The 20,235-nt window shown below is 66.5% G+C and carries 22 protein-coding genes; 8 read left to right on the forward strand and 14 right to left on the reverse strand.

The window, feature by feature from the left end; all coding sequences use genetic code 11:
- Window positions 1-20: 20 nt before the first annotated feature.
- The 5 genes from AC6CKD_RS12120 to AC6CKD_RS12140 are packed head-to-tail and all read right to left on the reverse strand — an operon-like array spanning window position 21 to window position 5,212.
- A complete protein-coding gene (locus AC6CKD_RS12120) occupies window positions 21-1,043 on the reverse strand; it encodes a glycosyltransferase (protein ID WP_498327112.1) in 1,023 nt (340 codons plus the stop codon).
- The gene (gene serS, locus AC6CKD_RS12125) at window positions 1,044-2,336 is read right to left on the reverse strand and encodes a serine--tRNA ligase (protein WP_498327114.1); all 1,293 of its coding nucleotides are present in this window, start codon (window positions 2,334-2,336) and stop codon (window positions 1,044-1,046) included. It abuts the gene before it with no gap.
- Window positions 2,329-3,045 (reverse strand): histidine phosphatase family protein, encoded by a 717-nt coding sequence (locus AC6CKD_RS12130; protein ID WP_498327115.1) that lies wholly within the window; start codon window positions 3,043-3,045, stop codon window positions 2,329-2,331. Before AC6CKD_RS12130 ends, serS begins: the two co-directional genes overlap by 8 nt.
- The gene (locus AC6CKD_RS12135; protein WP_498327116.1) at window positions 3,042-3,965 is read right to left on the reverse strand and encodes an aminoglycoside phosphotransferase family protein; all 924 of its coding nucleotides are present in this window, start codon (window positions 3,963-3,965) and stop codon (window positions 3,042-3,044) included. Before AC6CKD_RS12135 ends, AC6CKD_RS12130 begins: the two co-directional genes overlap by 4 nt.
- Window positions 3,965-5,212 (reverse strand): methionine adenosyltransferase, encoded by a 1,248-nt coding sequence (locus tag AC6CKD_RS12140; RefSeq protein WP_498327117.1) that lies wholly within the window; start codon window positions 5,210-5,212, stop codon window positions 3,965-3,967. Before AC6CKD_RS12140 ends, AC6CKD_RS12135 begins: the two co-directional genes overlap by 1 nt.
- 206 nt (window positions 5,213-5,418) lie before the next feature.
- Here AC6CKD_RS12140 and AC6CKD_RS12145 point away from each other — a divergent pair, with 206 nt between their 5' ends.
- Window positions 5,419-6,642 carry a helix-turn-helix domain-containing protein gene (locus AC6CKD_RS12145; RefSeq protein WP_498327565.1) on the forward strand — a complete coding sequence of 408 codons (1,224 nt, stop codon included), beginning with the start codon at window positions 5,419-5,421 and terminating at the stop codon, window positions 6,640-6,642.
- A gap of 10 nt (window positions 6,643-6,652) precedes the next feature.
- Window positions 6,653-7,135: an NUDIX domain-containing protein gene (locus AC6CKD_RS12150; protein WP_498327119.1), complete on the forward strand. Its 483-nt coding sequence runs from the start codon at window positions 6,653-6,655 to the stop codon at window positions 7,133-7,135.
- A gap of 446 nt (window positions 7,136-7,581) precedes the next feature.
- On the opposite strand, the gene AC6CKD_RS12155 is transcribed toward AC6CKD_RS12150, so the two are convergent.
- Both AC6CKD_RS12155 and AC6CKD_RS12160 read right to left on the reverse strand, forming a co-directional pair.
- The gene (locus tag AC6CKD_RS12155) at window positions 7,582-7,803 is read right to left on the reverse strand and encodes a DUF397 domain-containing protein (protein WP_498327120.1); all 222 of its coding nucleotides are present in this window, start codon (window positions 7,801-7,803) and stop codon (window positions 7,582-7,584) included.
- Complete coding sequence (locus AC6CKD_RS12160) at window positions 7,782-8,627, reverse strand: helix-turn-helix domain-containing protein (RefSeq protein ID WP_498327121.1); 846 nt, start codon at window positions 8,625-8,627, stop codon at window positions 7,782-7,784. The genes AC6CKD_RS12155 and AC6CKD_RS12160 overlap by 22 nt, the downstream gene beginning before the upstream one ends.
- A 214-nt stretch (window positions 8,628-8,841) precedes the next feature.
- Between AC6CKD_RS12160 and AC6CKD_RS12165 the strand changes: the two genes are divergently transcribed.
- Window positions 8,842-9,480 (forward strand): ATP-binding protein, encoded by a 639-nt coding sequence (locus AC6CKD_RS12165; protein ID WP_498327122.1) that lies wholly within the window; start codon window positions 8,842-8,844, stop codon window positions 9,478-9,480.
- 28 nt (window positions 9,481-9,508) lie between these two features.
- On the opposite strand, the gene AC6CKD_RS12170 is transcribed toward AC6CKD_RS12165, so the two are convergent.
- Complete coding sequence (locus AC6CKD_RS12170) at window positions 9,509-10,264, reverse strand: HNH endonuclease (RefSeq protein ID WP_498327123.1); 756 nt, start codon at window positions 10,262-10,264, stop codon at window positions 9,509-9,511.
- Between the two features lie 160 nt (window positions 10,265-10,424).
- Here AC6CKD_RS12170 and AC6CKD_RS12175 point away from each other — a divergent pair, with 160 nt between their 5' ends.
- Window positions 10,425-11,594: a DNA cytosine methyltransferase gene (locus tag AC6CKD_RS12175; RefSeq protein WP_498327124.1), complete on the forward strand. Its 1,170-nt coding sequence runs from the start codon at window positions 10,425-10,427 to the stop codon at window positions 11,592-11,594.
- On the opposite strand, the gene AC6CKD_RS12180 is transcribed toward AC6CKD_RS12175, so the two are convergent.
- The 5 genes from AC6CKD_RS12180 to AC6CKD_RS12200 form a co-directional block, all read right to left on the reverse strand.
- The gene (locus tag AC6CKD_RS12180) at window positions 11,538-11,915 is read right to left on the reverse strand and encodes a very short patch repair endonuclease (RefSeq protein ID WP_498327567.1); all 378 of its coding nucleotides are present in this window, start codon (window positions 11,913-11,915) and stop codon (window positions 11,538-11,540) included. The genes AC6CKD_RS12175 and AC6CKD_RS12180 overlap by 57 nt on opposite strands.
- Before the next feature lie 93 nt (window positions 11,916-12,008).
- Window positions 12,009-12,971, reverse strand: coding sequence for a NaeI family type II restriction endonuclease (locus AC6CKD_RS12185; protein WP_498327125.1), 963 nt, complete (start codon window positions 12,969-12,971; stop codon window positions 12,009-12,011).
- A 29-nt stretch (window positions 12,972-13,000) separates the two neighbouring features.
- On the reverse strand, window positions 13,001-13,534 hold the full coding sequence (locus AC6CKD_RS12190) for a HEPN domain-containing protein (RefSeq protein ID WP_498327126.1): 534 nt from the start codon (window positions 13,532-13,534) through the stop codon (window positions 13,001-13,003).
- Window positions 13,531-14,694 carry a GmrSD restriction endonuclease domain-containing protein gene (locus AC6CKD_RS12195; RefSeq protein WP_498327127.1) on the reverse strand — a complete coding sequence of 388 codons (1,164 nt, stop codon included), beginning with the start codon at window positions 14,692-14,694 and terminating at the stop codon, window positions 13,531-13,533. Before AC6CKD_RS12195 ends, AC6CKD_RS12190 begins: the two co-directional genes overlap by 4 nt.
- Window positions 14,695-14,725: 31 nt before the next feature.
- On the reverse strand, window positions 14,726-15,733 hold the full coding sequence (locus tag AC6CKD_RS12200) for a DUF8829 domain-containing protein (protein WP_498327128.1): 1,008 nt from the start codon (window positions 15,731-15,733) through the stop codon (window positions 14,726-14,728).
- Between the two features lie 56 nt (window positions 15,734-15,789).
- Here AC6CKD_RS12200 and AC6CKD_RS12205 point away from each other — a divergent pair, with 56 nt between their 5' ends.
- The 4 genes from AC6CKD_RS12205 to AC6CKD_RS12220 all read left to right on the forward strand — a co-directional run bounded on the left by AC6CKD_RS12205 (window position 15,790) and on the right by AC6CKD_RS12220 (window position 18,946).
- Window positions 15,790-16,596, forward strand: a complete 807-nt coding sequence (locus AC6CKD_RS12205; protein WP_498327129.1) for a class E sortase — start codon at window positions 15,790-15,792, stop codon at window positions 16,594-16,596.
- Window positions 16,597-16,762: 166 nt separating this feature from the next.
- A complete protein-coding gene (locus tag AC6CKD_RS12210; protein WP_498327130.1) occupies window positions 16,763-17,110 on the forward strand; it encodes a DUF6412 domain-containing protein in 348 nt (115 codons plus the stop codon).
- A gap of 118 nt (window positions 17,111-17,228) precedes the next feature.
- Window positions 17,229-17,966 carry a hypothetical protein gene (locus tag AC6CKD_RS12215; RefSeq protein WP_498327131.1) on the forward strand — a complete coding sequence of 246 codons (738 nt, stop codon included), beginning with the start codon at window positions 17,229-17,231 and terminating at the stop codon, window positions 17,964-17,966.
- Between the two features lie 122 nt (window positions 17,967-18,088).
- The gene (locus AC6CKD_RS12220; RefSeq protein WP_498327132.1) at window positions 18,089-18,946 is read left to right on the forward strand and encodes a fumarylacetoacetate hydrolase family protein; all 858 of its coding nucleotides are present in this window, start codon (window positions 18,089-18,091) and stop codon (window positions 18,944-18,946) included.
- 87 nt (window positions 18,947-19,033) lie between these two features.
- Here AC6CKD_RS12220 and AC6CKD_RS12225 read toward each other — a convergent pair whose 3' ends face one another.
- Window positions 19,034-20,149: a Gfo/Idh/MocA family protein gene (locus AC6CKD_RS12225; protein WP_498327133.1), complete on the reverse strand. Its 1,116-nt coding sequence runs from the start codon at window positions 20,147-20,149 to the stop codon at window positions 19,034-19,036.
- Between the last annotated feature and the right edge of the window lie 86 nt (window positions 20,150-20,235).

Genomic DNA, 20,235 nt, shown 5'->3' on the forward strand with positions numbered 1-20,235 from the left:
GGCCGCACTGCTTGCCCGAGTCAGCATGATCGGGCTGCCATAGCCGAGAAGTGCCGCGCAGGGGCAAAGCGGTGCAGGCCGATCTCCTGGACCTGAGTGTGGTCGAGGTCCTCCGCCTGTTCGATTGCGTGGGCCAGCTGGTGGGCCGACGCCTCGTCGTCCTCGTCTGGGTTGGCCACGGTGATGGCGCCGGTCTGTTCGCACAGGGCGGCTTCGGCGCAGGTGCCGGTGCGCCAGGTGAGGGCGGCCATGGGGGTGCCGGCGCGGAGGGACTCGCCGAAGACGGCGGCGCCGGCCTCCACGTAGGTACGGGCGTACGTGTAGACGAAGACCGAGGCATCGCGGATGGCGGCCGTCTTGGCGGGGCCGCCGAGTTCGCCGACCCACTCGACGTGGTCCGCGCTGAAGAGACGGACGTGGCTCTGCACGTAGTCGTGATTGAAGACCGGACCGACGATGCGGATCTTCCGACCCAGGATCTGGGCGGCGCGTACGGCCAGGTGCGGCGCCTTCTCGGCGTCGATGCGGCCGAGCCAGACAAGGTCCTGTCCCGCGACGGCCGGCGGCTCCTCCTCGTTGAGGCCGAGGTGCACAGCCAGCTCCGGGAGTGGCTGGTGGTCGGCGTACCGCTCGATCATCTCGGGTGAGTAGCAGTAGAGGCGGGACCGCTTGCCGTCGAAGGCGGCGGGGGCGTGCTGGAAGACCGGAGAGTGCTGGAAGGTCGCGAGATCGCAGTCCAGCTCGTTCCAGGTGCGGGTCCAGGCCGGGAGCGAGGGGTACTCGTGCCCCACGACCAGGAGGTCGTACCCGGCGTCACGGAGCTCGCGCTCGGTGAGCGATCCGGCGGTGATGTCCTCCAGACGGATCGGCTTGCGGACCCAGTCGTGTTCCAGGTCCGTGAGCCAGCCCTGCCCGAGGAGGTGTACGTCGGCGCCTGCGGCCCGGGCGCCTACGGCGACCGCCCACAGCCATCGTTCGATCCCGCCGTACCCGGCGGGTGGAAAGGCGTAGCTACCAGGGAAGTCGCAGACGCCGACGAGCACTTATGCCTCCGGTGTTCCGTCCGCCGAGATCCGGCGGAAGCCGAGGTACGGGAAGAGAGATTCGGGAAGGACGAGGGAGCCGTCCTGCTGCTGACACTGTTCGAGGAGCGCGGCGACGGTGCGGCCGATGGGGAGGCCGGATCCGTTGAGGGTGGCGACGAGCTTGGGCTTGCCGTCCTCGCCTCGGGTACGGATGTTCGCGCGGCGGGCCTGGAAGGTGCCGAAGTTCGAGATCGAGGAGATCTCGCGGTACGTGTTCTGGCTCGGGATCCAGGCCTCGATGTCGTACGTGAGCTGGGCCGAGAAACCCGTGTCGCCGGCAGCCAGCTTGACGACGCGGTACGCGAGGCCGAGCTCCTTCAGGCACGCCTCGGCGTGGCCGACCATCGTCTCCAGCGTGGCGTCCGCGTCCGCCGGGTCGACCATCTGGACGATCTCGACCTTGGCGAACTGGTGCTGGCGGATCAGGCCGCGGGTGTCGCGACCGTACGAGCCTGCCTCGGACCGGAAGCACGGCGTGTGCGCGGTGAGGGCCAGCGGCAGGTCGGCCGGCGGGATGATCTCGTCGGCGTAGAGGTTGGTCAGCGGTACCTCGGCCGTGGGGATGAGGAACAGCTCACGGTCGGCTACGCCGGTCTTGAACAGGTCCTCCTCGAACTTCGGCAGCTGCCCGGTGCCGGTCATCGTCTTGCGGCTGACCAGGTACGGGACCGCGTGCTCGACGTACCCGTGCCGACGGGTGTGGATGTCGAGGAAGAGCGTCGCCAGGGCGCGCTCCAGGGCCGCGCCCGCCCCGCGGGAGACGACGAACCGGGGGCCCGACAGCTTCGTGGCCCGGGCGAAGTCGAGCATGCCGGTGCTTTCGCCGAGGTCGACGTGGTCCTTCGGCTCGAAGGAGAAGGCCGGCGGGGTGCCGACGCGCCGCACCTCGACTGCGAACTCGTCGGAGTCGCCGTCCGGGGCCGTGTCGTCCGGCAGGTTCGGGATGGTGAGGAGCAAATCGGTCAGCTCCTCCTGCACCTGCTCCTGCTCGGTGTCGATGTCCCGGATCTGGTCCTTCAGCTCACGGGCGCGCTCCTTCAGCTTGGAGATGTCGCCGCCCTGCTTGGCCGTCTGCTGGACCTCGCTGGCCACCCGCTTGGCCTCCGCCCGCAGCTCGTCGGCTGACCGGATGCTCTGGTTGCGCCGGGACTGGAGGTCTTCCAGCCGGGACAGGTCCAGGGAGTAACCGCGACGAGCGAGCCGACGAACTGCTTCGGCACCCATTTCAATCAGGGCGCGGGCGTCATGCATGAGGAAGATCCTTTTTATCCAGCGAGTGGGATGGGGATACCGCATCGACGTTAGCAACCGTCGACCCTTCGCTGATCCGCAATATCGCCGCGTCACTGGCGCCGGTGATCTCCCTACACGCACCCGAATCAAGATCGTCCAGGAGTGCGGTGATCAGAATGGGCAGCTCGTCATCGGGAATGGCGACCGGCTCGACGTACGGGGCCTCGGGGAAGAACAGCGGCATGGCTTCTCCCCCCGCGCGGTAGCGGTACCAGAGGAGGACCGAAACCAGCAGGCCGTGCCCGACGAGGACCCGGGGCCCGGGGCGCTCCAGCGCCCCGAGCACTCCGGCGAGCATCCGGCGGATGCCCTCGCGCTGGGACTCGGAAGCGCCGGGTGGGCGCTCGCCGGAGCCGTGCGTGTCTAGCCAGACGGCGTATTCGAGGAAGGGACTGCTCTCGAATTCCCCGTAGTCCAGTTCGTTCAGCCGGGCGTCGACCACGAGCCCGGCGGACGGGACACCCATCAGCAGCGAGGTCGTCTGGCGAGCCCTCGGGAATTCGCTGGTCAGCCACGTGGCCACCGAGTGCAGGGGGAGCGTGGTCCAGGCGCGGCGCAGGGAGTGCCGGCCTTCCTCGTTGAGGTGGATGTGCTTGGTCGGGTCGCCGGTGACCAGGTAGCGCTTGCTGTAGTTCGTCTGGCCGTGACGGAGGACGTACGTCGTCATCGGTCACCCCCTGCTCCAGTAGCCAGCAGATCGGACAGGACCGCGGCGATCTTCGGTTCCGCGGGGTCGTGGATCTCCCTGTAGTAGAGGAGGCCATCGACAGCGAGGGCCCTGCACCACGGCAGGATCTCCGGTACGGGGATGCGGGAGATCCGAGCGGCGGTGGCCAGCCGATCGGCCATCCCCTGTTCGAGGTCGTAATAGACGCTCCAGAAGGCCCAGTCGAAGACTGCGTCACCTTCCACAGGGTGCGGATCGATCAGGCGCGGTTGCCGCCGCGCGTCGAAGATGACGTTCTCCGCATACAGGTCCGCGTGCAGGACCGTCGTCCGGTCAGGGGCGTGACTGAGGCCGGCAAGCCCGTGGCACGCCTCCCGTATAAGTCCTTCACGGGTGCCGAGGTCGAGCGCCTGCGCTCGCTGGTGGATGCGCGGCAGAAGGACCTCTCGCATGAAGTCGGGCAGCATGGGCACGCCCGATCCGGGCCTCCGGCGGCCAAGGGCATGGAGCCTGTGGATCGCGCCAGCCACCGATTGCGTCGCCCGTTCGGGACGATCGGCGCCCCCGGGCCGCCCGCCGACCAGCTCCAGAGCCGCCACCGAGAGGTCATCCGCCGCTTCGGCTACGTTCGCGGTCGGGCCGTCGGCCCATACCCGTAACGCGGTGATCTCGTGGCGATAGCGGATGGGGTCGACCCACGCCTTCAGAACCAACCGGCTCCCGTCGGGTGCCACGGCGAGCGCGACCGCCGAGGCATGTCCGGCATCGTGGTAGCCCCTCAGCGAGAGGTCCCACCGCTTCGCCGCCTCGGCGAGGAGGCCCGGGGCGGCCTCCAGCCACTCCTGGACCGACGGGCCGTAGTGCGCGAGCAGCCGCTCCCGACATCCCGAGGGCACATCTCCGAGCGTCTGCGTCGCCATCAGCTCAGCACGATCCCGTCGGAGACCAGCTCGTCCGTGATGGCGGGGAAGCCCTCCAGTGCCTCGGCCACGAGCGCCTGGACCTTGTCGGTCTCGGCGTCCGGGGAGGACAGCCGGATCAGGATCCGCCACGGCTGGTCGAGGCGCTGGCCGGTGGTGCTGACCAGGTGCACCTCCGCGTGTCCGTCGGTGGCCTCGTGGAGCCGCTCGGCCAGGCGCTGGGCGGCAATGTTGTACAGCTTGCCGACGTGGTAGACGGGGTTCTTGCCGTTGGCGCCCTCCAGGTTCATCGGACGCAGCGGCGTGATCAGCCCGTTGACCCGGTTGCCGCGGCCGACGACACCCTCGTCGCCGGACTCGATCGAGCTGCCGGTGTACGTCAGGTACAGCTCGTCCTTCTCCGGGACGTCGCGGGCATTGAGCCTGAAGCGGGCCTGTGCACCGGGGAGGCGGAGGCCGGCCATACGGTGGCACTCGGCGAGGACGCTCTCGGCGTTGCGGACGTACTCGGCGCGGCTGCCGACGTGTCGCGACTTCTGCGGGACGCACAGGACGACGTCGGCCTGGTCCCCGTCCCAGTAGCCCATGAGCTTGACGTCGGATCCGCACCAGGCGTGGGAGAGGGTGAAGTCGCTCTCGCCGGAGAAGTGGTTCACCAGCTCGCGGACGAACGACTCGAAGGCGTTCTCCGGGGCCCAGCCGGTGCCTAGGGAGGTGTCGTTCGAGAGCCGCACCCGACGCTCTCGCAGGTCGTCGATGGAGCGTGGGTTGAACCAGCGGGTGCGGTCCGGCACCGCGTCGCCCGTGAGGACCGCGCCGGGGCTGGAGTTGCTGGTGATGTTGAACGTGATGTCGAGGTGGTCCGACACCTCTGGGAGCCGCTCGGCGAAGAACGCCCTGACCTCGGCCTCGACGATCTCCTCAACGGGGATCGTCTCGCCCCCGCACATCGGCGCGGCCCGCCCGTTGACCAAGACACGGACCGGGGCCGTCATCCGGCCGGCGCCGTAGCGGACCTCGCTGGCCCCGCCGAGGAGGGCGAGCTTGTCGAAGTTGTGGTGCAACACGGCGCCGAAGCACTGGACCGTGTAGTGGCTGTAAGCGCGGGACAACCGCTCGGCGAGGTGATCGGCCAGGGTGTCGGGGTGGCCGAGCCCCTTCCGCTCCACGATGGTCGTCGCGTCGGGCTTGGTGGTGCCCGTCTCGATGGACAGGAAGCCGCCCTCAGTCGTGATGGTTTTGCGCATGACAAACTCCGATCTCTCTGCCTGAAGAAGACGGGTGGGACGGATGAGCGTCATTAGCCAAAGCCGGTTGATGCAGGTTGAGTTGCTCGCATTTCCCAGCGGCGTTCTCGGTCTGTTGCGACAGTAGCCAGGGCGCCCCGCGACACCCCGGAAAATCCTTCCGGGGTCCACTTCGGCCACGAGGTGATGATCAGGACATGCGAGGGATGACAGAGAACCTGACCATCGGGGAGCGCGTTGCCTGGTATCGGCGGCGGCGCGGCCTCTCCCAAGAGGTCTTGGCCGGCCTTGTCGGCCGTACCACGGACTGGCTGAGCAAGGCGGAGAACAACCGGATCGAGCTGGATCGCCTCTCGGTGATCACCTCACTCGCCGACGCCCTCGACGTCTCCCTCGGAGACCTACTCGCGGAGCCGACGCTCATGGAGTGGTCGGCCGACAGCGGACACCGCACAGTCCCCGCGCTACGCGAAGCGCTGATGGACTACAAGCAGCTCACGCCCCTGCTGGGCCCTGCACCCGATGACGAACCACCTGCCCTACAGGACCTTCGAGCCAACGTGGGCGACGTCCTCGACGCCTACCAGGCGTCCCGCTACGGCTTCGCCACCCGACGTCTTCCCCTCGTCCTGGCCGACGCGCTCGCCGCATCCCGCGCCTACTCGGGGCACGAAGGGGAGGAGGCCCATGCCCTGCTCGCCCTGGCCTACCACGGCGCAGCCATGGTGCTGGGGAAGGTCGGAGAGCCCGAACTGGCATGGATCGCCGCGGACCGCGGTCTGGCAGCCGCGCAGCACAGCGGCCGCAGCGAGGTCACAGGTTCGCTCTTCCGAGCGGTCACGCACTGCCTCCTGGCCACCGGACGCTTCACGGCAGCGGTCCAGCTCGTGAACGACGCGGCAGCCGTCATGCAGCCGGAACTGGGCACTGCAAACGACGAGTACCTCTCGGTGTACGGCACGTTGTTCCTCACCGGCGCGATGGCCGCCGCACGAGCAGAGGACCGGGCAGCTACGCAGGCCTTCCTCCGAGAGGCCGACGAGACCGCGCAGCGACTCGGCGCCGATGCCAACCACATGTGGACAGCCTTCGGTCCGACGAACGTCGCGATCCACTGCGTAGCCACCGCCGGCGAACTCGGCGACATCCAGATCGCCGCGGACCTCGGCGCACGCATCGACACCAGCGGAATGCCAGCGGAACGGCGCGTGCGGCACAGCCTCGAAGTTGCCAGAGCACTGAGTGCCTGGAACCGGACCGACGAGGCCCTGGCCGTACTCCTGGAAGCCGAACAGGCCGCCCCCGAACAGGTCCGGCACCACTACATGAGCCGAGAGCTGGTCATCGGCTGGATACGCGGTACCCGAGGCCGGCCCTCCCACCCCGTGGCCGACCTGGCGCGCAGGCTCCGCATCGTCGCTGGCGGCTAGAGTCGAATCCGTGAGCGAGAACGAGCATGAAGCGAAGATGGCCCACCCCCGCATGGCGGCCGGCGCTCTCTTCTTCGACGAAGCTGATCGAGTCCTCCTCGTCGAGCCGTCGTACAAGGACTACCGAGACATTCCCGGCGGATACGTCGAACAGGGCGAGTCGCCCCGACAGGCTTGTGTGCGCGAAGTCCATGAGGAACTGGGCATCAAGCCCCACATCGGCCGCCTCCTCGTCGTCGACTGGGCGCCGAACCCGGGAGAGGGCGACAAGGTCCTCTACCTCTTCGACGGCGGCCGCCTCGACGCAGACCACCGCCAACAGATCGCACTGCAAGCGGATGAGCTCCGCGGCTACGACTTCCACGGCGCCGAACAGGTGCCAGAACTCACCATCCCCCGCCTCGCGCGCCGAATCGCGGCTGGCATCCAGGCCCGAACGAACGGCTTGACTGCCTACCTGGAACACGGAGAGTCGCCGGAGGCAGGCACCTGACCACACCTGTGCTTCGCCGACCCCGCTGTCCAAAGCAATTGCCATCCGGGGCCGTGAGGAAGGCGTTGACGACACCCTCGCCGCCAGGACAGGCGCCTCTTTCACGTACTACCGCCCCGCCCCTTGCTGCCGGAGGCAGGCTGCGGGTGTGGCTGCACGACACCACGCTTAGGTCGGCTTCCTGCCCCGTGATTTCCGTGGAGGACTGGGCTGAGATTCGTCGACTGCACCGGGCCGAGCACATGTTGATCCGGGCAGGGCGAAACTCATCGGCAGCGATCGCCCGGCCGAGGAATCAGGTGCCGGCCATCACGAAATCCGCATGGGGTCGACGCTGCCACGAAGCGCCATGCGGGCACCACCGGTCCTGGTGGCGAGCGGTGGAACCCACGAAGCGATGGGAGGTCCTCCCCAGCTCACTGTGTTGCTGCTGACCACAGCTATGGCTACTGGTTCCGAAACCCTTTGATGAAGGCGTGCCAAGCCGCATCCCCGAAGGAAACGGTTCCCCCCGTCGGCCTTTTGGAGTCACGCAGAGTGGTCGAGTCCGCGAGGAATGCTGCCTCGACGCACTCGCTGTGCTCGGCCCCGCTGTAGGAGGACTTGACCCAGGAGGCACTGGCTATGGCCGGCGAAACGGAATGCATTACAACTCCTCGTGGACACATTCGATCAGGGCTGATGACGCAGCCATGTCCAACGCTTGTGCGCGGAGGTACTCGAAAGCAAGCCGGTAACGGTCCAGCTCTTCGTTCTGCTCCATGAACAGCGAGCCGACGTGAGTGTCCACGTACACGACATCCAGGGACGGCTCGGGGCCGCCGATGATCACGAAGCTGCCCATGGCGGCAGAGTGTGCTCCCTTGGCGAAGGGCAGCACCTGCAAGGTGATGTGCTGAGACTTGTTGGCCTCAAGGAGGCGTTCCAGCTGTGCCCTCATCACCTGCCGGGAGCCCACAACCCGACGGATCACGGACTCGTCGAGGATGGCCCAGAGGTGCGGTGGCTTGGCCCGGCTGAGGATCTCCTGCCGCTTCATCCGGATGTCAACGAGCTTCTCGATCTCCTCGGGAGGCAGCCTCATCTCCGAGGCGTTCTGGACGGCCTCTGTGTAAGCGCGTGTCTGGAGAAGCCCGGGCACGTAGAGGCAGTTGAAGTGGTCCTCCCGGACGGCCTCGTCTTCCAGGGTGAGCAGCAGATTCATGCTCTCGGGAATCGAGTCGGCGATGGAGTTCCACCATCCTTGCCGCTTCGCGCCTTTCGCGAGCTCCACGACTGCCTTCCGCTCGGCATCCGTGGCCCCGTATTCGCGGCACAGTGCCTCCACGATGGGCCACTTCACCGGCCCTGACTGGGTCTCGTAGCGGCTAACGGTGGCCTTGGAGACTCCGACGAGGTGGCCGGCCTCCTCCAAGGTCATGCCCGCGCGGGCGCGAAGCTTACGCATGGTCGCCCCAAGCTGTCGGCGCCGGGTGGTTGCTCTGGCGGACATGCGTGCCGTCTCCCGAGATGCTGTTCTGCTGCCGGAGTGAAGGCAACAAGGCTATGTGCGAACGAGGTTGAGCCGACAAGATTCACCCGGACGATTCTCATGAGAAGTTACACAGTGAGACTTCTCAATGCCATACTCCTTCTCGTGACGCTACGCGGCGCAGTCGTACGGATACGGCTGGTGCAGGCGCTGTCGTGGCATGGGAGGGAGCCCCATGAGTGGATACCCGACTGTTGATCCCCGGTCTCGCTGTGTTCTGCCCTTCACGGCGGAGCCGGCGGAACTGTCTCCCCTGCGGCGTATGGTCAGAGATCAGCTCGCTGTCTGGGGTCTCCCGGCCCTCGCCGACGATGCCCAGCTGGCGGTCACGGAACTCACGGCCAATGTGATCAAGCACGTGGGTGTCGGCACGTCCGCGACGCTGATCCTGGAGCCCACGCCGACTGAGGGGCGTCTTCGCGTAGAGATCCACGACAAGAGCCACACTGCTCCTGGCGCGGCTCAGCCGTCCAGTGATGAAGAAGCCGGCCGGGGTCTGCACATGCTGGCTGCCCTGGCGGTCGACTGGGGCACGGTTCTGACGGCCACGGGCAAGGCGGTCTGGTGCGAACTCGCACTGCAGTCGGATCGCCAGTGCCGGCGGGTCCAGCGCGGAGCGGCCGTCCTGGCGGCCTACCGCGGCCTCTCCGAGGGTCCGTACCCTCCGGCCGCCTGGCGACCCCAGGTGTTGGAGGAGTCGGTCACCGACCTCATCGCCGACGTCCTCCACTGGCTGGCAGCCCAGGGCTGCGACCCGAACGACATCCTGGACCGTGCCCAGACCCACTACGAGGCGGAGGCGGACGCCGCGTGAGCTGTGCGCAGCCGTGGGGGCCTCGCTGCTACGCCTGTAGAGGGCCCGAGGGCTGGTTCATCTCTGCCTTCAACTCATCAGGTGTACGCCATGTCGCTCCACGGTGGCTGCGATGACACATGCGATGGCAATTGGCACACAGCAGGGCGAGATCGTTCAGCTTGGTCTCGCGCGGGCCAGAAATGTGGAGTGGCAGGACGTGATGCACTTCGATGTAGCCGTCGCCAAGCGATCCGTACGCGGAACCGAAGTCGAAGGTGCAGACAGCGCACCGAAGGGGCAGTCCGAGCTTGCGAACCTGGCTGATCTTGCGGCTGCGCAATGCAGGGTTTCGCTCACGAGAGATCGCCCACCGGGCGAGCAACCGGCCTTCAGTGGCAGTCGTCCCGTCCTCGTCCACTTCGTCGGGCTGCTCGGGGATCAGGGCAAGCTGGCCGGACCCGATCCCGTCCTCAATGGCCTGAGCAGCCTGGAGCATCTCGGCTTCACGGGTGCGGAACGCTTCGATGATCAGCTTGTCCAGGCTCCCGCCCTTGGTGCGCTTGCCCGAGTAGCCAGGGTGATTGGAGGCAAGATCTGTGGTCTTGCGGGAGACGCTGCCGACAGACCTGTACTCGGGAAGACTCGCAGCCAGGCCAGTGCGCTCGGGCAGAGGCAGGGACCTGAGCAGGTCAGAGAGCTCAGTCACAGCTGCGTCGCCGACCCGCAGCTCCCGCCAGCCGTTCTTGACCACGAGCGCGCAGGCCAGCAGCAGTTCATCCCAGGTCCAGGCAGGGCTTCGCATGACCAGTACCGTACAAGCATTCGATGTTGCGTGTGGGGAGTACTGGGCAGGCCGAAACATGTCGCACACTTGTGGAGGTCGCGTTGTCAGTGGGGTCTGTCACCCTCTGTGAGGACGGATTGCAAGGTGTGTCCGTCGGGCAAGTCTGGAAGGAGGGTGCATGACCAGCACTGACTCGGATTCGAGGTTCACGTCGGTGGAGATCTGCGCCGGGGCGGGGGGCCAAGCGCTTGGTTTGCACCGCGCAGGGTTCAGGCATCATGCGTTGATCGAGATTGATGACAACGCGATCAAGACCCTTGAGGAGAACGTCAAGGGTGACGGGTGGGACGGTTGCCGAGTCCTCAAGCGGGACCTGACTACCTTCAACGTTGCCGAGCTGGGCCTCAACGAAGGAACGCTTGACCTGCTGGCTGGCGGCGTCCCTTGCCCCCCGTTCTCTGCGGCCGGCAAGCAGCTGGGGCAGGAGGATGAACGAGACCTCTTCCCCACGATGCTCAAAATGGTCGATGATCTGCGCCCCAAGGCCGTGATGATCGAGAACGTTCGCGGCCTGTTGGAGCCGGCGGAGAAGTTCAAGGAGTACCGCGAGAACACGATCAAACGTCGTCTGATCGAGGCAGGCTATAAGGTCTGCATGTGGCAGGTACTAGAGGCGTGGCACTTTGGTGTGCCGCAACTCCGCCCCAGGGCGATCCTTGTGGCTCTGCTTCCGGAATACGCCCCGTTCTTTGTGCCTTTCAAGAAGGCTAACGAGGAAGCCGAGCAGAAGATCCAGAAGCACACCGTAGGGCATGCTCTGGAGAAGAGCATGCGTCTCCGCTACGACGAAGTGAACGATCCTCGCTCCGAAGCTGCGTTCAACAGTTGGTTCGATGCGGCTCGCCGAGACATCGCACCGACTCTGGTGGGAGGCTCAAAGAAGCATGGTGGGGCTGACCTTGGTCCGACGCGCGCAAAGAGGGCGTGGGGCAAACTCGGGGTGGACGGCCTCGGAGTCGCGAATGACCGGGACAAGCTCGTGGACAAGGAGAGAGATCTCTTCTCTGCGGCAGGTCCTAAGCTGACCGTCGAGCAGGCTGCGATCATCCAGGGTTTCCCGCCGTCCTGGCGGTTCATGGGCAAGAAGACCGCTGCGTACCGTCAGGTCGGTAACGCCTTCCCGCCGCCAGTAGCGGAGGCTGTAGGTGGACGAATCAAGGCGGCGCTGGAGAAGAGAGTTCCTGCGGAAGACCCCGACACAAGTTGGGCGATGACCGAGATCCCGCGCCCTTCAACCCCTCAGTCGGCTGACAGTGGCGGCGATCGTGAGGGCGCAGTCCTCAGGTGACTCGTGCTCCCAAAACCGGAGCACGGTCCAACCTGCGGCTTGAAGCTGCTGGTCGGTGTCCCGATCGCGCGCCACGTTGCCCGCGATCTTGCCTGACCAGTAGTCTGGGTTCGTCTTAGGAGCGCTGTAGTGCTCTGGGCACCCGTGCCAATAGCAACCGTCAATGAAAACAGCAACCTTCGCCGGACGAAAGACCATGTCTGCCGTTCGGCGGAGGTCAGCAAGAGGGCGAGCAGCGACCCGGTACCTAAGCCCCTGGGCGTGCACTAGCTTTCGGACCAGCTGTTCCGGTTTCGTATCGCGACTTCTAATGGCCTGCATGTTCCGACGTCGGCCGGCCGAGGAGGCCCACGAACCAGTGGGTGGCTGCCAGGCGATGGGCATGGTTCCCCGCCTACATCTCGACGTTGAGGGTCATCGTGAAGGAAGCTTTGGCGCTATCCTAGCTGCTCTCTCGCTTTCGTGAACCGCAACCCATTCCTCGCTATCGAGATGAACCGAGGGGCGGCCTTCATGGTGAGGACCAGCCCGATCTACTCTGAAACTCACAAACTCTCCCCTCTCTGGAACAGGTCCGCCGAGAGCGCGCGCGACGTCCTGGTGATTCCTGGAGCCCCCGGTAATAATAATTCCCTCTTGGCGCAGAGCAGGGCGTGCCCGCGTTCCGTCCTGGTCATCCCGCACGCGCGCCATGTAGTCATACTGCCGCGCCAGTGTGCGCACGACATTTCGATCGATTCTTCGCCTCAGGACCCGGCGAAATAGCTGATTCACTCGCGCCTGCCCAGACTTGGGGGATTCGACCGAAGCCAGGGTTTCCGGGTCGGTGAGCTTCAGGTCGAGAAGAAGGTTTTGTTTAAGAGGCATTTCACGCCACAGCCAGCGGACCATGTCCAGGTTGCTCTTGTTGAGCCGGTACTTGTGGTCCCGGTTTCCCTTTCGCGTGGATTTTCCACTTCGCACCAGCCGATCGCGGTCAGCTCGGAGCAGTCCAGCACTCCACTTGCTTTGCGAGTCGCTTGCCCATACGACGAGGCAAATTTCCCCCATCGCCTCCGGAGGGATCATCCAACCCCCGAGGTCCTGGGAGTATTTACAGTCGACCTCGAGATCGGCAATCCGATAGTCCATATCGATCCCGTCTGCAAACTCAAATTCTCGCTGCAGATTGATCTCGACAAGAGTGCCTGCGTGTGTCTTCTCGGTCTTACACAGCTGGCCCCAGTCATATCTTCCCGTATTCTCACCGTCGAGCAGTTGGTCGATGGTCTTCCTGAGGACGCATGCAAATTTCTCCCCACCTGGATCTAGGTCGAGGAGATGCTTATGTACACGCGAGATCTCCTCGTCGAATTCGACTGAACTCTGCAATGTCACGAAAGTTTCACCAGCCGATGAGTTGAGGCCTATTTGACTTCAAGGCGGAGCAGGCGCGGGATCTCATCTACGAACTCCGATCCCATCGCGTATAGCGAGTACACTTCGCTGAGAGTTTTCTCCAGGGTGAACGTTGCATAGTTTCCGTGGACGAGATTGTTTCTCACGGATCCTATTTCAAGAAACGCGGACTGGCCTTTCTCGAGACTCTCTATGAGTGATATCTCTGTTTCTGCCACCTTTTTGTGTGCGCTGCCGAATAGGGACCAGAACGGCCCAGCCTTTCGCCTCTCCCAGTCGAAATAGGTATGATATTGCCGATTTATTGCCTTGCGGTCGATTAGTGAAATAATGCCAGGAGTTAGCACGCTTTCTCGTACGTATTCGCGGAGATGGCTGCAGACTGAATGCTCAAACTCACTTGCAGCTGCCAGCAGGAGGACCTTCGGGAGAGTGCTCTGTAGAGAGGCGTGGAACGATGGTTCCCGTTCCTGTAGCTCGGTCAGCATCTGCTGCTGATCTCGGTAGAGAATCCCAACAGGTTTATGCTGTGGAAGCATCATGCCACCCTGGATGCTTGCTGCATAAAATCGTACGTTGCGGAAAGCCGACCGCTGACATTCGTCGTCTTGGTCGAACCTTCCTGCGAGAATTGGGTGAACTCGTCACTCCGGCCGTACTTGGAGATCTCCCCGGAGGAAACGCCGACCACGGATACCCCTTCGCTTCGGAGGCGCAGGGAGGCGGAGTAGACTGACTCGAACAGCAGTGAACTGAATTTACTGCTCGCGGGGCGAAATGCTGATTCGCCCCAGGCTGAGGCGATGCCCAGGAACCAGTCCCAATCCTCGGTGAATCGGGCAACGGTTTCCACGTCGAAAGTCTGAGCATGCTTGCAGAAGGTGTTGATGAATCGGGTCATGGACCCTGAATAGGATTCAACTCCCTGGCTCAAGGAGATCGCTCGCAGGATGATCTCGATGTCACGCATCCTGAAATCTGGATCGCCGGTTCCCAGGATATTGCGCCAGTCAGTGCGTTCGTTCATCGCGAACAGATTTTCAAAGAATTCAGAGTGGTACAGGCTAGCCCGAATCTCTTGGGTGTTGAGATTGACGCCGCCTGTGTTCAACCTGTTGAACATCTCGAAGATTGAGGAATCGTCGTTTTTTGGGCTGACTTGCTTTACGATAACATTTCTGACGGTTCGCAGATTGAACTGATTCAGGTAGTCGTCCAGGGTGTCGTAACTGATTCCAGAGAACCGGTTCTTCGTGCCATTTGGAAGTTTTGGCAGCTGAAGCTTGAATGGAATGAACAAGGAATCATCTGCCAAGAGGTCTGCAGTTATTCCGCCTTCTGAGTTGAGGGACTTCCGAAGCTCCGCCCTCTTCTCTCTGCGGGGGAATCGCCCCTTCATGAAGAAGTGGACAGTGAGCAGGCGCTGCTGTCCGTCTATGATGAGGAATTTGTTCCTGTTCTCCTCATACAGGAACACCTGAGGGACCGGCAGGCCGAGGATGAGTGATTCGATCAGCTTGGAAGCGCGCTTGATATCCCAAACATAGTTGCGCTGAAAGCCCGGTGTCTGAATTGCGCCCTGCTCGATGAAGCTATTAATGGTCAGGGTGTTGAAGTCGTTGGGGGAGGAGATTATGTCGTATTCGCTGACCTGTTCTTCTTCGTCTGAATTTAGGCCGTCAATTTCTAGAATCTGATCCACATTCGTTCCTTGTTGGCGAGTTGAGAGGGGTCTATGTCTGGCTGGCTGCGTGGCACTCCCCGTAAGGCCTGCCCGACGTGCACCAGCAGGGGTTGGTCGGGGTGGGGGGCCAGGGGGTGGCTTTGCCTCGGGCGGCCAGGGTGGTGGCGTATTCCGCCAGGAGGGACGGGGAGGACGGGGAGGTCTTCTCCGAGGCGGCGAAGGCTTCGTACGAGGGGACGCTGGCCGTGACGATGCCGAGGTTCGTGGTGCCCGAGGCGGCCAGGGTGCGGAGGGAGGCTTCCACCTGGGCCAGGTGGGCGTCGTGGGAGGGGTACTCGGTGGACAGGGTGGGGTAGCTGGTGAGGAGCTCCGCCAGTTCGCGGGCCGGCCAGTGGAGGATGGCCACCGGGAAGGGGCGGGAGAGCGCGGCGCGGCGGTCGCCGAGTTCGGCGCGCAGGCGGGCGATCTCCGCGCGGAGTTCGGCGGGGTCGTCGGAGCCGAGGGCCCAGATGCGCTTGGGGTCGTGGAGTTCGTCCAGCGGGATCGGGCCGATGTGGCGGGTGTCCGCGACCATGTCCCAGTCGTCGTGGGGGAGCCCGAGGAGGCGGCGTACGCGGTGGCGGCCGGTGAGGAGCGCGGTCGTGGCCGGGGTGAGGGGGGCGTTGTCCGGGGCCAGGAGGGTGGCGGCTTCCGTGAAGCACTCGTGGGAGGCTTCGAGTTCGTCGTGGGCCTCAAGGGCCTCGGCGATGACCTCCCAGGGGGCGGGGTCCGAGGGGGCCGCCGCGCGGATGCCCTGGATCAGGGCGCGGGCCTCGGGCTCGTGGCCGTACTCCCAGAGGTTGGCCGCCTGGAGGGCCTTGATGAGGGATGGGTCCTCGACCGCCTCGTGGGAGAGGAGCTGGTCGTAGAGGGCGCTCGCCCGTTCGCGTGCGTCGGCCAGTTCGAGGTGGGCCGCGGCCTGGAGGAGCAAGGGCTCCTGGTCCTCGGGGTAGCGGGTCGCCGTGCGGATGAGGCGCTCGGCTTCGGCGATGTGCTCGGCAGGCGTGTCGGGGCGCATGGTTTGCAGCGTACTGCCGCTGGTCAGTTGAGGGGGGAGGACTTAGGGTGCCGCCCGTGCGAGATCGCGTGCGGGTCGTGGTGCAGGGGAAGGGCCGGCGGGCCTGGCGTGCGCGCCGGGTCGGTCTCGCGGGGGTGTGGTGGGCGGCGGGTGAACTGGCCGTCACCGTGGGCGTGGTGGTGATGCTGCTGGTGGTGCACCAGGTGTGGTGGACCAACCGGCAGGCGCTGAGCGCCGCCCACGAGGTGGTGAGGGAGTTGGAGGAGGGTGGGTGGGCCCCCGTGCCCGAGGAGGGTGGGGTCGAGGAGGAGGATCCGGCTGCCGCCCCTTCCGACGGGTTGGATGGCGGGCCGGACGGTTCCGGGTCCTCGGGTGGTGCGCCCGCCGGGAACTCCGGGCCGCGCACCGCGAAGCCGTCGCCGCGGGCGTCCGCGTACGGGATCCTGCGCATTCCGCGTCTCGGTGTCGCCGTGCCCGTTGCGCGGGGCGTGGACAAGCGGTCCGTGTTGGACAAGGGGTACGCCGGGCATTACGCGGGGACCGCGCAGCCTGGTGCCGAGGGGAACTTCGCGCTCGCCGGACACCGCAACACGCACGGGGAGCCCTTCCGCTACATCAACCGGCTCAGGGCGGGCGACGAGTTGGTCGTGGAGGTGCGGGGGAAGCGGTACGTGTACCTGGTCGGGCAGACGGTGGCGGAGACGACCGAGCGCGACACCGGGGTGATCGCGCCCGTGCCGCGCAGCGCCGTCGTACCGGGGGCCGGGTACAGCGAGCCCGGTGCGTACATCACGCTGACGACCTGCACGCCCGAGTACAGCTCCAAGTACCGGCTCGTGGTGTGGGGGACCCTCAAGCGCTGACGGGCGGATGGGTGGAGGGGGATCAAAAACGAGATCCCGTCCGTTGACAGTGCACGCGGTTAGTATCGATCGCGAGTACGACTACGAGTACCGGGTACGGGCAACCGGTGCGAGTGGCGGAGTTCTTACGGGAGTTCGTGCGCGGGAGCGGGAGGGGGTGGTTCGCATGGCAGAGCACAGCGGGCTTCGCCCCGTGCGGTTCGCCGCGTCGTCCGCACGGCTGGCGGCACGGCTGGTGGCACTGCCGGCCTCGCTCCTGGTGCTCGGTGGCTTCCTCGGGCTGTTCGCCGGGGAGGGCGGGCTCGGCGCGGTCGTGGTGGTCCTCACGGCCACCTTCGCCGTGGGCGCCTCGGCTCTGGCCGCCCGGCTGGTCCGGCCGGTGCCGCCGCACCGCATACGTACCGCGATCCGTGATCGCGAGCAGCGCACGGCGTTCTTGCCGCAGCGCGATCCCGACGCTTCGGGCCGGTCGCGGCCCAGGGCGCCCGGCCGTCCCCTTCCGACGGCCGCGTAGGGGCGCGCAGCTCCTTCCTCCCGATCACTTCTGATCGCCTGACCTTGCCGCCCCTCGCGGGTCGTCACGCCGAAACGCATCTCTTTCGACGTTCGACGAGTCCCTTCGGAGGGCCCACGTGTCCGTATTCATCGATCTTGTTGCCGTGCTGGGCCGGTTCCTGGAGCCGGTGCTGGCCGAGTCCGCGACCGCTGCCGCGATCGTGCTGTTCACCGTGCTCGTACGGCTCGCGCTGTACCCGCTGAGCCGGGCCGCCTTCCGTGGCGCGACCCCGGTGGCGGGCATCCTGCCGGTGCTGCTCCAGTTGCCGGTGTTCTTCCTGATGTACCGGGCGTTCTCCTCGTCGGAGATCGGCGGGGACGCCAACGAGCTCCTCGGCCACCGGCTGTTCGCCGCGCCGCTGGGGGACCGGTGGGGTGAGGCGCTCGGAGCGGGCGGCCTCCTCGGGGAGTCCGGGCTGGTGTTCCTCGGGCTTTTCGCGGTCGTCGCGGTGGTGGCCGCGTGGAGCGCGGTGCGCGGACGCAAGGCGGCGGCGCTGATGGCTGCCACTGCCTCTGCCGCCCCTCGAATCGGCGCGGCCAAAGCCGGCCGGGCCGGGGCTTCCGGGGCGGGTGCACCGGGCGGCGGTGTCGTGACCGCCGAGCAGCAGGAACTCGTGCGCAAGCTCGGCGGCGTACTGCCCCTGCTGTCCTTCGGGACGCTGATCACGGCCGCCCTGGTGCCGCTGGCGGCCGGGCTGTACCTGGTGACCTCGACCGCCTGGTCGGTGGCCGAGCGCGCCTGGCTCCAGCATCGGAAGGACCGGGCGGAGCGTGCCGGGCGGGCGGTCAGCGGAGCAGAGCGTTCCGCCATGTGAACGGGGTCTTGCGGATGAGGTCGACATCTTGGAGGATCGACCAATCCTCCGATGGCCGCAACCCATCGTCCGGCCCGGGGCATGCCCATGGGCCGACCACCCTCGACCACGGGAGAATGCCCATGAAGCTGCTGCGTGTAGGACCCGTCGGGTCGGAGCGCCCCGCGCTGCTCGACCAGGACGGAACCCTGCGGGACCTGTCCGGCCTGATCACGGATGTGGACGGCGCGCTGCTCGCCGACGACTCCGTGCTGTCCCGAGTGCGGGACGCGGCCGGGTCCGGTGAGCTCCCGGTGCTGGACGCCGAGGGTCTGCGGATCGGGTCGGCGGTCGGCCGCATAGGCAAGGTCGTGGGCATCGGCCTGAACTACCACGGGCACGCGGCGGAGGTGGGCGCCGAGGCGCCGGCCGAGCCGATCCTGTTCCTCAAGGCCCCGGACACCGTGGTCGGCCCCGACGACACCGTGCTGATTCCGCGCACCAGCGTCAAGACCGACTGGGAGGCCGAGCTCGGCGTCGTCATCGGTGCCACCGCCCGCTACCTGGCCTCCGCCGAGGAGGGCCTCGCGCACGTCGGCGGGTACGTGCTGGTCAACGATGTGACCGAGCGCGCGTTCCAGAACGAGCGCGGCGGCACCTGGGACAAGGGCAAGAACTGCGAGACGTTCACCCCGCTCGGCCCCTGGCTGGTCACCGCGGACGAGGTCCCGGACCCGCAGGTGCTGGACGTCAAGCTGTGGGTCAACGGTGAGCTCAAGCAGGACGGCAACACGTCCGACCAGATCTTCGCCGTCGGCGAGGTCGTGCGGTACGTCAGCCAGTTCATGACCCTGCACCCGGGCGACGTCATCGTCACCGGCACCCCGGCCGGTGTGGCCGCGGGCCAGCCGGAGCCGAAGCCGTTCCTGCGGGCGGGCGACGTCGTCGAGGTGGAGATCGACGGGCTCGGCCGTCAGCGCCAGGAGTTCAAGGACGCCTAGTCCCAGCGGAACGGAGGGGAGGGGCGGTGCCGTCGTCGACGGCGCCGCCCCTTTCCCGTTTCCGCTCTCCTGCAGGGCTCGGGCGGGTCACACGTCCACCGTGCACCCCTCCCTCGACGACGTGCGCGCCGCCTCCAGCACGTCCAGGCAGTGCGCCGCCTCCAAGGCCGTGACGGGGGCCGGGCCGCCGTCGCGCAAGGCCGCCGCGACGGCCGCGTAGTACGCCGGGTAGTCGCCCGGCGCCGTCCGTACCGGCGTGCCGCCGCCGGTCAGCGGCGATTCCCCGGAGCCCAGCAGGCCCCACAGGTGCTCGGGCTCCTCGCCCCAGGGCCGGTCGGGGTCGCCGGGGCGCAGGCCCTCGCGCAGCGCCGCCTCCTGGGGGTCCAGGCCGTACTTGACGTAGCCCGCGCGGGAGCCCAGTACGCGGAAGCGCGGGCCGAGCTGGGCCGTGGTCGCGCTGACGTAGAGGTGCGAGCGGACACCGCTCGCGTGGGTGAGGGCGATGAAGGTGTCGTCGTCCGCCTCGGCGCCCGGGCGGCGTACGTCGGTCTCCGCGTAGACCCGTACGGCCGGGCCGAACAGCACCAGTGCCTGGTCCACCACATGGCTGCCGAGGTCGTACAGCAGTCCGCCGATCTCCTCGGGGGCGCCGGACTCCCGCCAGCCGCCCTTGAGTTGCGGGCGCCAGCGCTCGAAGCGGGACTCGAAGCGCTGGACCTCGCCCAGCTCGTCGTCGGCGAGGAGGCGGCGCAGGGTGAGGAAGTCGTTGTCCCAGCGGCGGTTCTGGAAGACCGACAGGAAGGTCCCGGTCCGTTCGGCGAGCGCGGCCAGCTCGCGGGCTTCGGCGGCGGTGGCGGCGAGCGGCTTGTCCACGACCACCGGGATGCCGGCGGTGAGGGCGGCGGTGGCGAGCGGGACGTGCGTCTTGTTCGGGGAGGCGATGACGATGAGGTCGGGGGCCGGGCTCTGGGTGAGCAGCTCGTCGGCGGTGGCGGCGATGCGGACGTCCGGGTAGGCCTCGCGGGCCTGGGCGGCGCGGCCCGGGTCGGAGGTGACGACGGTGTCCAGGACCAGGCCCTCGGTCGCGGAGACGAGCGGGGCGTGGAAGACGGAACCGGCCAGTCCGTAGCCGACGAGTCCGACGCGGAGGGGGGCGGCGGGGATGAGGGGGGTGGTGGGGGCGGTGGGGGCGGTGGCGTTCATGGGGACCACTTTGGCAACAGCGTTGCTTAAGTGCAAGGAGGGTGGACAATGGGCAGGTGGACAGGGGTAGCAGGGGTAGCAGGGGC

This window comes from Streptomyces sp. GQ60 (assembly GCF_059758875.1).

Coding starts and splice junctions, on each gene's coding strand:
- AC6CKD_RS12140 (WP_498327117.1), bottom strand. CDS start 5,212: ATGCGCAAAACCATCACGACTGAGGGCGGCTTCCTGTCCATCGAGACG.
- AC6CKD_RS12190 (WP_498327126.1), bottom strand. CDS start 13,534: ATGATGCTTCCACAGCATAAACCTGTTGGGATTCTCTACCGAGATCAG.
- AC6CKD_RS12225 (WP_498327133.1), bottom strand. CDS start 20,149: ATGAACGCCACCGCCCCCACCGCCCCCACCACCCCCCTCATCCCCGCC.
- AC6CKD_RS12175 (WP_498327124.1), top strand. CDS start 10,425: ATGACCAGCACTGACTCGGATTCGAGGTTCACGTCGGTGGAGATCTGC.
- serS (WP_498327114.1), bottom strand. CDS start 2,336: ATGCATGACGCCCGCGCCCTGATTGAAATGGGTGCCGAAGCAGTTCGT.
- AC6CKD_RS12220 (WP_498327132.1), top strand. CDS start 18,089: ATGAAGCTGCTGCGTGTAGGACCCGTCGGGTCGGAGCGCCCCGCGCTG.
- AC6CKD_RS12135 (WP_498327116.1), bottom strand. CDS start 3,965: ATGGCGACGCAGACGCTCGGAGATGTGCCCTCGGGATGTCGGGAGCGG.
- AC6CKD_RS12180 (WP_498327567.1), bottom strand. CDS start 11,915: ATGCAGGCCATTAGAAGTCGCGATACGAAACCGGAACAGCTGGTCCGA.
- AC6CKD_RS12155 (WP_498327120.1), bottom strand. CDS start 7,803: ATGTGTCCACGAGGAGTTGTAATGCATTCCGTTTCGCCGGCCATAGCC.
- AC6CKD_RS12200 (WP_498327128.1), bottom strand. CDS start 15,733: ATGCGCCCCGACACGCCTGCCGAGCACATCGCCGAAGCCGAGCGCCTC.
- AC6CKD_RS12160 (WP_498327121.1), bottom strand. CDS start 8,627: ATGTCCGCCAGAGCAACCACCCGGCGCCGACAGCTTGGGGCGACCATG.
- AC6CKD_RS12210 (WP_498327130.1), top strand. CDS start 16,763: ATGGCAGAGCACAGCGGGCTTCGCCCCGTGCGGTTCGCCGCGTCGTCC.
- AC6CKD_RS12165 (WP_498327122.1), top strand. CDS start 8,842: ATGAGTGGATACCCGACTGTTGATCCCCGGTCTCGCTGTGTTCTGCCC.
- AC6CKD_RS12130 (WP_498327115.1), bottom strand. CDS start 3,045: ATGACGACGTACGTCCTCCGTCACGGCCAGACGAACTACAGCAAGCGC.
- AC6CKD_RS12170 (WP_498327123.1), bottom strand. CDS start 10,264: ATGCGAAGCCCTGCCTGGACCTGGGATGAACTGCTGCTGGCCTGCGCG.
- AC6CKD_RS12145 (WP_498327565.1), top strand. CDS start 5,419: ATGACAGAGAACCTGACCATCGGGGAGCGCGTTGCCTGGTATCGGCGG.